This is a genomic window from Streptomyces sp. NPDC028298, assembly GCF_055565895.1.
On sequence record NZ_JBVHTL010000001.1, the window covers coordinates 1745952 to 1759904 of the forward strand.

A 13953-nucleotide genomic window follows, 5' to 3' on the forward strand; every position below is an offset into this window, starting at 1 on the left:
ACGATCGCAACAATTCTCTTGATTCTCGCCGCCCTCGCCGGGTGGGCGGCGGTCGCCGTGCGCGGCTCCCACGACAGCGGCGGGGACACCTCCGGCCGCCCCTCCGGGGGTCCGCCGACCGTGGACCTGACCCGCTCCGTGGCGGCCTACACCGACCGCTTCTCGCCGGGCGGGGCCTTCCGGCCACCCTCCCGTACCGAGCGGCAGACCGTCACCGACGGGGTGGGGCTGCTCCTCGACCACCACCGCGAGCAGGCGGAACGGCGGCTCGCGGAGGTCGACTTCGGTGTGCGCACCCTCGTCGACAGCGTCACGCGCCGCCGGTTCGCAGAGGTGTACGACCGGGTCGACCAGGGACCCTCGCCGCGCGGCTGGGGCCGCGTCTTCATCGATCTGGACCACCCCGTCCGATGGTCCGCACAGGTGCCGCATCCGGTGTCGGACGAGCACACGGAGCTCTTGGGCGTACGGGTCCTGAGGGGCGCCCCCGGCGGCATCCTGATCATTGCTGGAGCACATCGCGAATCCGGCGAGGGCAACGCGGCGGATGTGGCGCACCGCCGGGACACGGTCTTCAGCGCGATCTGCGCCGAACTCTCCGGGCGACGGCTCCCGGGGATCCAGCTCCACGGTTTCGCCCAGGACTCCGCCCCGCGTTACGACGTGATCGCCTCGGCCGGCGCCGGAACGGCCGGCCGCCCGGCGGGCCGCCGGCTCGCCGACGCGCTCCGCGAGCGGCACTTCGCCGTGTGCCGCGCCTGGGTCCGCTCCTGTCCGCTCGCCGGGCACGAGAACGTGCAGGGGCGGGAGGCCGCCGACGCCGGGGTGCCGTTCCTCCACGTGGAGTTCGCGCCGGGGCCGCGGTCGGACGCCGGGCGGGCGGCCCGGGTCGCCGAGGCCGTCTCGGTCGTCACCCGGCGCTGGGCCGACGGCTCTGCGGCAGAGTGAGGGCATGAGTTCCCCGGAGGAGATCGCGACGCTGGTCGTCGTGGACGGCGCCAACGTGGTGGGGTCCGTGCCGGACGGCTGGTGGCGGGACCGCCGCGGTGCCGCCGAGCGGCTCAGGGACGGCCTGGTGGAGGTGGCCCTGCGGGGTCTGCCCGGCCACCCGGGGCCGCTGGAGATCGTCCTGGTGGTGGAGGGCGCGGCGCGCGGGGTGGAGTCCGTCCCCGGGGTCCGGGTCGTCGAGGCGCCGGGCAGTGGCGACGACCGCATGGTGGAGCTGGTCGCCGAGGCGCGGGACCGCCCGCGGCTGGTGATCACGGCCGACCGCGAACTGCGCCGTCGCGTCACCGCCCTGGGCGCCGAGGTCGCGGGCCCGCGCACCGTACGCCCCAGCCCCAGCCCCTGACACCTGGCACCTGGCACCGGCCACCGGCCACCGGCCATCAGAGAACCCGGGAAGCCGGCGGACGGGAGCGGGACGCCCCGGCGGGCCCGGGACGGTCGGGGCGGGACGGACCACGCGCGACCGACAGGCCCGGGACGGGCCGCGCGGGACGGGCGGGTGCGGGCATGCGTCGGCCCCGGGGCCGGCGGTGAGGCGCCGGGCGCGGGGCCGAGGGGTGGGAGGTGGCTGGCCGGGGGTCAGCCGGAGGTCGTGCCGGGCGGGTTGCGGGTGCCCTCCGGGCCCGCCTCCGCGCGGCGCCCCAGGAGGCTGTGCTTGCGTCCGTACAGGAAGTACACGACGACGCCGATCACCATCCAGATCGCGAACCGCAGCCAGGTCTCCGCCGGCAGGTTCAGCATCAGCCACAGCGTCGCGAGCACCGAAAGGATCGGCACCCACGGCACCAGCGGGGTGCGGAAGGAGCGGGGCAGGTCGGGGCGCGTGTGGCGGAGGACGACGACGCCGACCGCGACCACGACGAAGGCGAAGAGCGTGCCGATGTTCACCAGCTCGGCGAGCTCGCTGAGGGTGGTGAAGCCCGCGAGGATCGCGATGATGACACCGAGCAGGATGGTCGGCCGGTGCGGGGTGCGGAACTTCGGGTGGACGCGGGAGAAGAACCGCGGCAGCAGCCCGTCGCGGCTCATCGCGAAGAAGACGCGGGTCTGCCCGAGCAGCAGGATCATGCAGACGGTCGTGAGTCCGACGGCGGCGCCGAAGCTGATGACGCCGGCGAACCAGGGATGCCCGGTCGCCTTGAACGCGTCCGCGAGCGGTGCGTCGATGGAGAGTTCGGTGTACTTCTGCATGCCGGTGACCACGATCGACACCAGGACGTAGAGCGCGGTGCAGATGAAGAGCGAGCCGAGGATGCCGCGCGGCATGTCCCGCTGCGGGTTCTTGGTCTCCTCGGCGGCCGTGGCGACGACGTCGAAGCCGATGAAGGCGAAGAACACGACGGAGGCGGCGGTGAAGATGCCCATCACGCCGAAGTTGGTCGGCGCCCAGCCGAACATGATCTGGATGAGCGGCGACTTGATGCCGCTGCCCGCCTCCACGTTCTGCGCCGGGGGGATGAACGGCTTGTAGTTCTTGCCCTCGATGAAGAAGGCGCCCGCGATGATCACGATCAGGACGACCGTGACCTTGATCGCGACGACCAGCGTGGTGATCCGCGCGGAGAGCTTCACGCCGATGACGAGGATGGCGGTGAGCACCAGGACCAGCGCCGCCGCGAGGATGTCGAACCCGAAGCCGGAGGCCCCGTCACGTCCGCCGAGCGAGTCGGGAAGGTGCCAGCCCGCGTTGTCCATCAGCGAGCGCACGTAGCCGGACCAGCCGACGGCCACCACCGCCGTGCCGAGCGCGAACTCCAGGACCAGGTCCCAGCCGATGATCCAGGCGGGCAGCTCGCCCAGGGAGGCGTACGAGAAGGTGTACGCGGATCCCGCGACCGGGACCGTCGAGGCGAACTCCGCGTAGCACAGCGCCGCCAGTCCGCAGGCGACACCCGCGGCGACGAAGGCCAGCGAGACACCGGGTCCCGCGTTCTCCTTGGCCACCTTGCCGGTGAGGACGAAGATGCCGGTGCCGATGATGACGCCGACGCCGAACACGGTGAGGTCCAGAGCGGACAGCGACTTCTTGAGCGCGTGCTCCGGCTCCTCGGTGTCCAAGATCGATTGTTCGACCCTTTTCGTCCTGAAGAGGGTGTTGCTCACGGACGTACCTCCCACGCTTGTCGTCCTCGACATGATCGAGAGGGCAGGTAGCACGTATGCCCCGACGCGGCGCGTATCACGCAGATGGGCCGGTTTCACCACCCGTACAGGGTGCTGAAACCGGCCCATCGGCCGTGCCGGGATGCGTCAGTCGCGCGCGGGCTGTACGGCGTCCACGGCCTGCGCGGCGCGGCTCTCGAAGCGGCCGTCGAGCTTGGCGACGAGACCGGTGACCTGCCGGGCGATGTCCGGCGCGGTCAGCCCGATCTCGGCCATGACCTCGGCACGGGAGGCGTGGTCGAGGAAGCGCGGCGGGATGCCGAAGTCGCGCAGCGGGACGTCGACGCCCGCGTCGCGCAGGGCCTGGGCGACGGCCGAGCCGACACCGCCGACCCGGGAGTTGTCCTCGACGGTGACGACCACGCGGTGCTGCTCGGCGAGCGGCGCCATGGCCTCGTCCACCGGCTTGACCCAGCGCGGGTCCACGACGGTGGTGGAGATGCCCTGACGGTCCAGCAGAGCGGCGATCTCCAGGCACATCGGGGCGAGCGCGCCGACCGAGACCAGCAGCACGTCGGGCGCGTCGGTGCCGGGCTCCCGCAGGACGTCCATGCCGCCGATCCGGCCCAGGGCCGGGACGGCCGGGCCGACCGCGCCCTTGGAGAAGCGCACCACGGTGGGCGCGTCCTTCACCTCGACGGCCTCGCGGAGCTGGGCGCGGACCTGGTCGGCGTCGCGCGGCGCGGCGAGCCTGAGGCCCGGGACGACCTGGAGGATGGACATGTCCCACATGCCGTTGTGCGAGGCGCCGTCCGTGCCGGTGACACCGGCGCGGTCCAGGACGAAGGTGACACCGCACTTGTGCAGGGCCACGTCCATCAGGACCTGGTCGAAGGCGCGGTTCAGGAAGGTCGCGTAGACGGCGAAGACGGGGTGCAGTCCGCCGGTGGCGAGGCCGGCCGCGGAGACGGCGGCGTGCTGCTCGGCGATGCCGACGTCGTAGACCCGCTTGGGGAACGCCTTGGCGAACCGGTCGAGGCCGACCGGCTGGAGCATCGCGGCGGTGATGGCCACGATGTCCTCGCGCTCCTTGCCGAGCGCGACCATCTCGTCGCCGAAGACGGAGGTCCAGTCGGCGCCGGAGGAGGCGATCGGCAGGCCCGTGTCCGGGTGGATCTTGCCGACGGCGTGGAAGCGGTCCGCCTCGTCCTGGAGGGCGGGCTGGTAGCCGCGGCCCTTCTCGGTGAGGCAGTGGACGATGACCGGGCCGCCGAAGCGCTTCGCGCGGGCCAGGGCCGATTCCAGGGCCTCGATGTCGTGGCCGTCGATCGGGCCGACGTACTTCAGGCCGAGGTCCTCGAACATGCCCTGCGGGGCGATGAAGTCCTTGAGGCCCTTCTTCGCGCCGTGCAGGGTCTCGTAGAGGGGCTTGCCGACGACCGGGGTGCGCTCCAGGAGGTCCTTGCCGCGGGCCAGGAAGCGCTCGTAGCCGTCGGTGGTGCGCAGGGTCGCCAGGTGGTTCGCGAGGCCGCCGATGGTCGGCGCGTACGAACGCTCGTTGTCGTTGACGACGATGATCAGCGGGCGGTCCTTGGCGTCGGCGATGTTGTTCAGCGCCTCCCAGGCCATGCCGCCGGTGAGCGCGCCGTCACCGATGACGGCGACCACGTGGTCGTTCCTGCCGAGGACCTCGTTGGCCTTCGCGAGTCCGTCGGCCCAGCCGAGGACCGTGGAGGCGTGCGAGTTCTCGATGACGTCGTGCTCGGACTCGGCCTGCGCCGGGTAGCCGGACAGGCCGCCCTTCATCTTCAGCCGGGAGAAGTCCTGCCGGCCGGTGAGCAGCTTGTGGACGTAGGACTGGTGGCCCGTGTCCCACAGCACTCTGTCCTTCGGTGACTCGAAGACGCGGTGCAGGGCGATGGTCAGCTCCACGACACCGAGGTTGGGGCCGAGGTGGCCACCGGTCTTGGAGACCGCGTCGACGAGGAAGGTCCGGATCTCCTCGGCCAGCTGGTCGAGCTGCTCCAGGGTCAGCCGGTCCAGATCGCGCGGTCCCGTGATGCGGGTCAGCAGCGCCACCCGTGCCTCCTTGCAGTGATCGAGCTGTTGCCGGGTTCGTCGAGTCTAATGTTCCGCCTTTTCGGGCGCGGGCCGGGCCTGGCGATCCACGCCACACGAACGGCCCAACCGGACGGGAACACACGTTCGCGTCCGGACGTGGCTGCGTCCGGCGCCTCGACGGGCACCGGACGTGACTGTGCCCGGCGCCGCCATTGGCGCCGGGCACAGGCCTGAGTGGGTGAGAACCCTACGCGCGACCCGCGGTCTTCTGGGTCTTGCGGGTGACGGCGTCGATGACGACCGTGGCGAGCAGAACGCCACCGGTGATCATGTACTGGACCGGCGAGGCGATGCCCTGCAGGGCCAGACCGTACTGGATGGAGACGATCACCAGAACACCCAGCAGGGCGTTCCAGGTGCGGCCACGGCCACCGAAGAGGCTGGTGCCACCGATGACGGCCGCCGCGATGGCGTTCATCAGGAGGTCACCGGCACCGGCGCCCTGGTTGGCGGAGGCGATCTTCGAGGCGATGAACAGACCGCCGACGGCGGCGAAGGTGCCGGAGATCGAGAAGACCGAGATGCGGATCAGCTCGACGTTGATACCGGCACGACGGGAGGCCTCGACGCTGCCACCGAGCGCGAAGATCTTCCGGCCGAAGGTGGTACGGCGCAGCACGAAGTCCGTGACCAGCAGGACCGCGAGGAAGATCACCACGGCGAGCGGCAGGCCCTTGTACTGGTTGTACATGATCGCCACGCCGAAGCTGAGGATGCCCAGCAGCACCGTGCGGGCGATGGTCTCGCTCACCGGGCGGGACGGCACACCGGCCGCCTCGCGGCGCTTGTTGCCGAGGAAGGAGCTGAGGAAGAACCCGGCGGTCACGACGACGGCGAGCACGTAGGCGGCGGCGACATCGGTGAAGTAGTAGCTGGTCAGCTTGGCGACGACGCCCTCGCTGTCCAGGTTGATGGTGCCGTTGCTGCCGAGGATCTGGAGCATGAGGCCGTTCCAGAACAGCAGACCCGCCAGCGTGACGGCGAAGGCCGGCACACCGATGCGCGCGAAGACGAAGCCCTGGACCGCGCCGGCGACCGTGCCGGTGAGGATGGCCAGGACGAACGCCAGCCACTCGTTCATGCCGTGCGTGACGCTGAGGACGGCGAACGTGGCGCCGGCCAGACCGGAGAGCGAACCGACCGACAGGTCGATCTCACCGAGCAGCAGCACGAAGACGATGCCGACCGCGATCATGCCCGTGCCGACCATGGCGACGGAGATGTCGGAGAGGTTGCCCGCGGTGAGGAAGTTCTCGTTCAGGCTCGCGAAGATCGCCCAGATGACGATCAGGCCGATGACGACCGGGATGGAACCCAGGTCACCGGACTTCATCTTGCGCTTGAACTCGCCGACGTAACCGGCGAAGCCCTGCTCGCGCACGAGCAGGCGGGGGTCGACCGCGGTGACCGCCTTGGCGGCCGCCTCGGGGTTCGCCACCTCGTGGGAACCGGTCTCAGAAGTCTTGTCGATGCTCACTTCTGAGCCTCCCCGCTGCGCGCCGCACGACGGGTCACGGCGTTCTCCGTGGCGCCCGTGATGGCGGAAATGATCTCTTCCTGGGAGGTCGACTTGACCTCGAAGATGCCGTTGTTGCGTCCGAGACGCAGAACGGCGACCTTGTCGGCCACGGCCTTCACGTCAGCCATGTTGTGGCTGATGAGGATCACCGCGTGACCCCGCTCGCGCAGCCGCTCGACCAGGTCGAGGACCTGGGCGGTCTGCTCGACGCCGAGGGCCGCGGTGGGCTCGTCGAGGATGACGAGCTTGGGCTCACCGAGCATCGAACGGGCGATCGCCACCGTCTGGCGCTGACCGCCGGAGAGCGAGGCGATCGGGATGCGGACGCTGGGGATGCGGATGGACAGCGTGTCCAGCAGCTCGCGGGAGCGGCGCTCCATCTCGACCTCGTCCAGGACACCGCGCTTCTTGAGCTCGCGTCCCAGGTAGAGGTTCCCCACGACGTCGATGTTGTCGCAGAGCGCGAGGTCCTGGTAGACCGTCGCGATGCCCAGGTTCTGGGCGTCGTGCGGGCGGTTGATCTGAACGGCCTTGCCGTCCCATTCGATGGAGCCCTCATCGATGGGGTGCACGCCGGCGATCGTCTTGACCAGCGTGGACTTTCCGGCGCCGTTGTCGCCCACCAGGGCGACCACTTCACCGGCGTGGACTTCAAGCTCTACATCGGTGAGCGCCTGGACGGCACCGAATCGCTTGGAGACCCCGCGCAACGCCAGAACAGGCGTAGCGGACACGTGAACCATCTCCTTCGCCGCCTGACCCGGCGGGAGGTTGTGCAGAAGTTTGCGGTGGGGGTTCCGTCCGGTGCCCCGCTTAGCTTGCGGGGCTGTTGGATGCGGGGCACCGGAGGAGCTTTGGATCAACGAGTCACGTACGGGAATTCAGCGGCGAATTCCCGTACGCGTGGACGACTCGCGGCTGTTTACTGCAGGCCGGCCTTCTTGCAGGCCGCGGCGTAGGCCGGGGTGCAGATGTCGTTGACCGTGTACAGGCCGTCCTTGACGACGGTGTCCTTGATGTTGTCCTTGGTCAGCGAGGTGACCGGGACGAGCAGGGACGGGATCTGCTTGTCGGTCGGGCTGTCGACCTTGTCCTTGGCGACGGTGTCGAGCGACTTGCCCTGGGCGAGGGCGACGGCCAGCTCGGCGGCCGCGTCGGCCTCCGGGGCGTACGGCTTGTAGACGCTCATGAACTGCTCACCGGCGAGGATGCGCTGCACACCCGCGAGCTCGGCGTCCTGGCCCGTGACCGGAACCTTGATGCCGGCGGCCTTCAGCGCGGTGATGATACCGCCGGCCATGCCGTCGTTCGCGGAGTAGACACCGATGATGTTCTTCTTGCCGAGGGCCGAGATCGCCGCCTCCATGTTGGCGTTGGCGTTCTCCGGCTTCCACTCCTTGGTGTCGTACTCCTTGCCGACGTTCACCTTGCCGTCGAGCACCTCGTGGGCGCCGGCCTTGAACTGAGCGGCGTTCGGGTCGGTGACCGAACCGTTCATCATGACGATCTTGCCGGACTTGGCCTTGGAGCCGAGCGCGGTGAGGAGCGCCTCACCCTGCGTCTTGCCGACCGTCTTGTTGTCGAACGAGGTGTAGGCCGAGATGGGGCCCTGCGCGAGGCGGTCGTAGGCCACGACCGGGATGCCGGCGTCCTTGGCCTTCTGGACCGAGCTCTTGATCGCGGCGGCGTCCACAGCGTCAACGATCAGCACGTCCACCTTGTTGGTGATCATCGTGTCGACCTGCTGGTTCTGGGTGCTCGCGTCCTGCTTGGCGTTCGCGTAGACGACCGTGCCCTTGTTGTTCGTGAGCTCCGCGACCTTCTTCTCGATCAGCGGCTTGTCGAACTTCTCGTAGCGGGCCGTCTGGTTCTCCGGAAGGAGCAGACCGACCTTGATCGCGTCGCCCTTCTTGGCGGAGCTGGCGGAGCTGTCGCTCCCGCCACCGGACTCCTTCGCGCTGCCACAGGCGGCGAGAGAGACAGCCATTGCACCAGCGGCAACGGCAACGGCGGCACGACGCATCTGCGTGTTCATTCCTAAACCTCCCTGACGAGGCCGCGTCGTTGCGGCCGAGGTGGACTGGAGTCAACTCGGCCACACGTGCGACGTCAAGAAGTAAATACTTAACGAGATGGCAACGGTGCCATGCGTTCTCTAAGTGAAGGCAGGGGTACCGGCCGACAGAGAGCCATCCAAAAGGGTCGAATCGCCCATCTCGCTGAGCGCGAGAGCGAGCGCTCCGAGCACCTCCGCACGGCCCCCAAGTGCCCCTGGCAACACCGAGAGTTGACGTGCGGCGCTGGGGATCGCGTAGCGGCCGACAGACTCCCTTATGGGCCCGAGAACGAGCTCGCCGGCCTCGGCGAGATCGCCGCCGAGGACCACCCGGCTCGGGTTCAGCAAATTGCAGAGATTCGCGACTCCACTGCCGATGTGGCGGCCGACGTCGGCGATCACCCGACGGCAGCCCGGATCTCCGTCCCGCGCCAGCCTGACCACGCCCTCCATGGTCAGATCGGTACCATGACTGGACTGGAGGAGCGGCAGCACATAACGCGCCGCCGCGAAGGTCTCCAGACAGCCGCGGTTGCCGCAACGGCAGACGGGGCCGGATTCATCAAGTGTAATATGCCCGATTTCTCCCGCTGTGCCACCCGGACCGCGGTAGATCTTGCCCTCGATGACCAGGCCCGCGCCGACACCACTGGCGACCTTGATGTACGCGAGGTCCCGGACCCCGCGACCGCTGCCCCAGACCATCTCGCCGAGTGCGCCCAGATTGGCGTCGTTGTCCACGTGGACAGGCACGCCGAGCCGCCCCCGCAGCTCCTCGGCGGGCCTCGCACCGGTCCAGCCGGGCAGGATCGAGGTGGACCCCAGGGTGCCCGACTCCACGTCGATGGGGCCCGGTACACCGAGGCCCACGCCCGCGATTTTGGAACGGTCCACACCCGTTGCTGCAATCAGGCGGCTGACCAGCTCCTCGGCCCGGTCGAAGCCCTGGGCGGCGGAGGCGTCCACGTCCAGCGGCTCGGACTCCTCGGCCAGCACCTGATGGGCCAGATTTCCGACAGCGACGCGCAAATGGGTGTGCCCGAAGTCCACGCCGATGACGATCCCGGCGTCCCCGCTCAGGGACACGCTGCGCGCCCGGCGCCCTCCCGCCGAAGTGGGTGTGACCTCGACCGTCCCGCCGTCCTTGAGTTCACGGACGATATTGGAAACGGTCGCGGCCGAAAGGCCCGTCGTCCTCGCGATCTCCGCCTGCGTGAGCGAACCGGCGAGCCGCACGGCCCGCACGACGCGCTCCAGATTGGCTCGGTGCAGCGACGACTGCGACCCCGGAGTCTCCATCGACTCATCCACTCCTGCCCTCAGCCGGGCGGCCCCGATGCCGCCCGTGTGATCTGGGTCACGTCAACGGGACCCCGGTCACTTACAAGTTGTGAACTCCAAGCTCCGCTGAACGGGTTACCGCAGTCAAGTCCTTGACGGAAATCGGGGTCGCCCAGTCACGTTCGTGTCCCGGCCCCACCCGGACACACCTGCGCCACCCCCGGGACGGAGGTGGCGCGGGTGACGGAAGGGGTGATTCGTTACTTGAGCGTCGCCGAAGTGAGACCTGCCTGGACCTGACGCTGGAACGAGAGGTAGACGATCAGCATCGGGATCATGGCGATGGTGACGCCGGCGAACAGGACGGGCAGATCGGTGGCGTAGCCCTGCTGCTGCTGGAGCTGGATCAGGCCCTGGGTCAGGACGTAGCGTTCCGGATCGGAACTGCTCTGCGGCTGCATCAGGACCGAGGGCAGGATGTACTGGTTCCACTGGCCCAGCACGTTGAAGATGCCGACGCTGAGCAGTCCGGGCTTGGCCATGGGCAGCATGACCTGGAAGAACGCCCGGGTGTGCGAGGCGCCGTCGAGCACCGCCGCCTCGAAGACCGCCGTGGGCAGCGTCCTGAAGAAGGCGTGCATGAAGAACACGGTGAACGGCAGCGAGTAGGCCACGTACACCAGGACCAGGCCTTGGTAGGTGTTCAGCATGTCGAGTCGCTTGACCATGAAGAACAGCGGCACCAGGGCCAGGAAGACGGGGAACATGGCCCCGCCGACGAAGAAGAAGTAGACGATCCGGTTGCCGGGGAACTCGTAGCGGGCCAGGACGTAGGCCGCCATCGCGCCGAGCAGCATGGTCAGCGGGACCGAGAACACCAGGACGATCAGGGTGTTGGCGAAGTAGTCGCCGATGCCCTTGTTCCAGGCCCGGCTGAAGACGTCGAACTGCCAGTTCGTGGGCCAGCCGAGGGCCGAACCGCCGATCTGCGCGTCGGTCTTGAAGGAGCTCAGGACCAGCCACAGCAGCGGCAGGATGATCAGGATCGCCCACAGGGCGAGGAACCCGTGCGAGAAGACGTTGAGGGCCACGCCCTCGGTGCGCTTGTCGCCCGGCCGCGGCGGCGCCTTCCTGGCGCCTCGCTGCGGGGGTACTGCGGCGCCGTCGACCTTCGCCGGCTCCGTGATGGGTGCGCTCATAGTCGTGTCTCCCGCTCAGAACTCGATGCGCTCGCGGCGGGTGGCGCGCAGCGTGACCACGGACAGGATCAGGGTGAGAAGGAGCATGACGACACCCATGGCGCAGGCGTAGCCGCTCTTCCCGAAGTAGAGGAAGTTGCGCATCATGACGTTCGCCATGACCTCGCTGTGGTGGTCGGGCCCGCCGCCGTAGCCGGTGCCCTGGGTCATGGTCGAGACCAGGACGAACATGTCCATCGCGATGATGCCCAGATAGACCCAGGCGGTCTGCACCGTGTCCCACAGGAGGGGCAGGGTGACCCGGAAGAAGGTGTGGCTGCGGCTGGCGCCGTCCAGCAGCGCCGCCTCGTAGATGTCCCTCGGGATGGACTGCATGGCGGCCGAGAACAGCACCAGGTAGAAGCCGACGCCGTGCCAGACGACGACCGCCATCAGGCACCAGAGCACCAGGTTGGGCTCGTTCATCCACTCGATGGGGCTGTCGGCGTCGAGCAGGCCGAGCTTGATCAGCAGGCCGTTGAGCAGACCGCCGCTGTCACTTCGGTAGAGGGCTCCGAAGAGCACCGCCACGATCGCGAGCGACAGGACCTGCGGGAAGAAGTACACGATCTTGTAGAAGCGCGAGCCCGCGACGCCCTGGACGCCGCCGGCGCCACCCCGCCCGCCCGCGTTCACCATGAAGGCGAAGAAGAGGGCGAGCAGGATGGTGATCACCGGGATGAACACCAGGAACAGGATGTTGTGCCAGATCGCTTGGAGGAATACGTCGTCCTGGAACAACGCCTTGTAATTGTCCAGGCCGACGAAACTGAACGTCTGCGACTGACCCTTCCAGTCGGTGAAGGAGTAACCGATGGTCTGTAGGTAAGGCCAGATCACGAAGATCAGATACAGCGCCAAAGGTGCGAGGAGAAACCCCGCGACGAACCGGTTCTGCCCTTTTCGCATGGCATCCTGCCCCTGGTGTTCCGGGTTTACGTGATCAGTCGCGGTGGTTCTTCTTGGACGCCGGGTCCTTGGCCGCCTTGTCGACCGCGGCCTGGGCCTTCTTCAGCCATTCCTTCGGCTGGATGCGCTTGGACATCAGCTCGTTGGACGCGTTCTGGATCGCCACGTCCATCTCGCTGTACCAGTTGGGGTACAGGTAGTTGAAGGAGTTGTCGCCGGCCGCCTTGGAGGCCTCGACCGTGGACTGCGTACCGGGCCTGAGCTGCACGCCGTCCGACACACCGTCCTTGAGGATGGTGAGCGAGTTGGCCTTCTGGGCGAAGAGCGTCGACCACTCCTTGGAGAGCATGGAGCGCATGAACTCCTGTGCCTCGGGCAGGTTCGCGGCCTTCGCGGGGATGATGAACGGCTCGCCCGAGCCGGCCCGGATCGCCTCGAACGGCAGCTTGTCGCCCGGCAGGCTGGGCATCGGCATGAACTTCATGTCGAAGTCGGCCGGGGTCTGCTTGAGCTGCTCGTTCTCCAGCCAGGAGCCACAGGTGATGAACGCGGCCTTGTACTGGTTCCACCGCGTCTGCGACTCGGTGTGGGTCAGGCCGTTGGTGCCGGCCATCAAGTAGCCCTTTTCCACGACCTCGTAGATGGCCTCGATGGCCGCCTTCGCGGCGTCGGACCCGACGAACGCCTTGGGGTCGAGGTTGTCGATCGCCTTCATGGCGTCCAGACCGCCCTGCTTGGCGATCAGGTCCATGATGGCGACGTTGATGTAGTACGGGTACTTGCCCTGGTGGGCGAGGCCGCCGATGCCCTGCGACTTGGCGTCCTTGCAGATGGCGAGGAAGTCGTCCCAGGTCTTGGGCACCTCCCAGCCCTTCTCCTTGAAGAGCTTGCCGGAGTACCACAGCCCCCACACCGTGTAGATGTAGTTGAGGGCCACGACCTTGCCGCCCTGCAGGCCCGGGTCGAGCGTGCCGGGGATCAGCGTGTCGCGGACCTTCTTCGACGGGTCGTCGATGGAGGGGGCGTCGAGGACGGCGGCCAGGTCGAGGAGCTGACCGTTCTTGTAGAGCACGTCCAGCTTGATCTGCTGGGCGCCCGAGTCGTCGACGATGTCCGGCGGGTTGCCGCCGTTGAAGCGCGGCTGGAGCTTGCCGGTGATCTCCTGCGTACCGGTGTGGGCGCTCTTGCTGCCCCACTTCTTGTCGAACGCGGCTTCCCACGCCTTGGCGTAGTCGTCGCCGTAGCCGCCCTTGAAGACGACGACGTCGAGCTTGCCGTTGCCCTTCTTCACACCGAAGGGGTTGTCCTTGCTGGTCTTGCCGGTGCCCTTGTCGGCCGGCTTGTCGTCGCCCCCGCCGCTCGCACACGCGGACAGGAAGCTCATCGTCGGGACGGTGATCAGACCGAGTGCGGCCGACCTCTTGATGAGGTCACGGCGGCCGACACCCTCGGGGCTGCTGTTCTCGGCGGAAGTGGATCCCATGCTCAAGTCCTCGCCTTCTCCAGGACTCAGGCGGTGAACCGGATCCTCCCCGGCACCGCGGTCAGTTCAAGCTGGGGTCGTGCGTAGGGGATCGACCGGGACGAACAGGCTTTACGTGTATGGACCACGCTCCACTGTCCCGCGAAATTCCCCCCTGGGTCCTGCCTGTCCAGCGCCAGTCGATCGACTGGCCGGACGCGACAGGTATAGTCCACTTCCCGCCAGGGGAGCAAGA

At 68.3% G+C, this 13953-nt stretch carries 11 protein-coding genes; 2 read left to right on the plus strand and 9 right to left on the minus strand.

Going from position 1 to position 13953, the window contains the following annotated elements:
• Positions 1–18 precede the first annotated feature (18 nt).
• Both ACZ4TO_RS07585 and ACZ4TO_RS07590 read left to right on the plus strand, forming a co-directional pair.
• Positions 19–948 carry a hypothetical protein gene (locus tag ACZ4TO_RS07585; protein ID WP_382788707.1) on the plus strand — a complete coding sequence of 310 codons (930 nt, stop codon included), beginning with the start codon at positions 19–21 and terminating at the stop codon, positions 946–948.
• Between the two features lie 4 nt (positions 949–952).
• Positions 953–1351 (plus strand): PIN domain-containing protein, encoded by a 399-nt coding sequence (locus ACZ4TO_RS07590; RefSeq protein WP_468023689.1) that lies wholly within the window; start codon positions 953–955, stop codon positions 1349–1351.
• A 236-nt stretch (positions 1352–1587) separates the two neighbouring features.
• On the opposite strand, the gene ACZ4TO_RS07595 is transcribed toward ACZ4TO_RS07590, so the two are convergent.
• The 9 genes from ACZ4TO_RS07595 to ngcE all read right to left on the minus strand — a co-directional run bounded on the left by ACZ4TO_RS07595 (position 1588) and on the right by ngcE (position 13718).
• Positions 1588–3111 (minus strand): amino acid permease, encoded by a 1524-nt coding sequence (locus tag ACZ4TO_RS07595; protein WP_382788711.1) that lies wholly within the window; start codon positions 3109–3111, stop codon positions 1588–1590.
• 147 nt (positions 3112–3258) lie between these two features.
• Entirely contained in the window at positions 3259–5190 is a 1932-nt protein-coding gene (gene dxs / locus ACZ4TO_RS07600) for a 1-deoxy-D-xylulose-5-phosphate synthase (RefSeq protein WP_468023690.1), read from the minus strand.
• A gap of 229 nt (positions 5191–5419) precedes the next feature.
• The gene (locus ACZ4TO_RS07605) at positions 5420–6709 is read right to left on the minus strand and encodes a sugar ABC transporter permease (protein ID WP_387303706.1); all 1290 of its coding nucleotides are present in this window, start codon (positions 6707–6709) and stop codon (positions 5420–5422) included.
• Positions 6706–7494 (minus strand): ATP-binding cassette domain-containing protein, encoded by a 789-nt coding sequence (locus tag ACZ4TO_RS07610; protein WP_037621840.1) that lies wholly within the window; start codon positions 7492–7494, stop codon positions 6706–6708. The genes ACZ4TO_RS07605 and ACZ4TO_RS07610 overlap by 4 nt, the downstream gene beginning before the upstream one ends.
• A gap of 179 nt (positions 7495–7673) precedes the next feature.
• Complete coding sequence (locus ACZ4TO_RS07615) at positions 7674–8774, minus strand: substrate-binding domain-containing protein (RefSeq protein ID WP_382788775.1); 1101 nt, start codon at positions 8772–8774, stop codon at positions 7674–7676.
• A gap of 132 nt (positions 8775–8906) precedes the next feature.
• Positions 8907–10106 carry an ROK family transcriptional regulator gene (locus ACZ4TO_RS07620; RefSeq protein WP_382788717.1) on the minus strand — a complete coding sequence of 400 codons (1200 nt, stop codon included), beginning with the start codon at positions 10104–10106 and terminating at the stop codon, positions 8907–8909.
• A 242-nt stretch (positions 10107–10348) separates the two neighbouring features.
• Positions 10349–11287: a carbohydrate ABC transporter permease gene (locus tag ACZ4TO_RS07625; RefSeq protein WP_382788719.1), complete on the minus strand. Its 939-nt coding sequence runs from the start codon at positions 11285–11287 to the stop codon at positions 10349–10351.
• 15 nt (positions 11288–11302) lie between these two features.
• Positions 11303–12235, minus strand: coding sequence for a carbohydrate ABC transporter permease (locus tag ACZ4TO_RS07630; protein WP_382788721.1), 933 nt, complete (start codon positions 12233–12235; stop codon positions 11303–11305).
• Between the two features lie 34 nt (positions 12236–12269).
• Complete coding sequence (gene ngcE / locus ACZ4TO_RS07635; protein WP_382788723.1) at positions 12270–13718, minus strand: N-acetylglucosamine/diacetylchitobiose ABC transporter substrate-binding protein; 1449 nt, start codon at positions 13716–13718, stop codon at positions 12270–12272.
• Positions 13719–13953: the final 235 nt, after the last annotated feature.

Excerpts from the sequence above, each read along its gene's own strand:
- ACZ4TO_RS07620 (WP_382788717.1), bottom strand. The coding sequence starts at position 10,106 with ATGGAGACTCCGGGGTCGCAGTCGTCGCTGCACCGAGCCAATCTGGAG.
- ACZ4TO_RS07625 (WP_382788719.1), bottom strand. The coding sequence starts at position 11,287 with ATGAGCGCACCCATCACGGAGCCGGCGAAGGTCGACGGCGCCGCAGTA.
- ACZ4TO_RS07615 (WP_382788775.1), bottom strand. The coding sequence starts at position 8,774 with ATGCGTCGTGCCGCCGTTGCCGTTGCCGCTGGTGCAATGGCTGTCTCT.
- ACZ4TO_RS07610 (WP_037621840.1), bottom strand. The coding sequence starts at position 7,494 with ATGGTTCACGTGTCCGCTACGCCTGTTCTGGCGTTGCGCGGGGTCTCC.
- ACZ4TO_RS07590 (WP_468023689.1), top strand. The coding sequence starts at position 953 with ATGAGTTCCCCGGAGGAGATCGCGACGCTGGTCGTCGTGGACGGCGCC.
- ACZ4TO_RS07630 (WP_382788721.1), bottom strand. The coding sequence starts at position 12,235 with ATGCGAAAAGGGCAGAACCGGTTCGTCGCGGGGTTTCTCCTCGCACCT.
- ngcE (WP_382788723.1), bottom strand. The coding sequence starts at position 13,718 with ATGGGATCCACTTCCGCCGAGAACAGCAGCCCCGAGGGTGTCGGCCGC.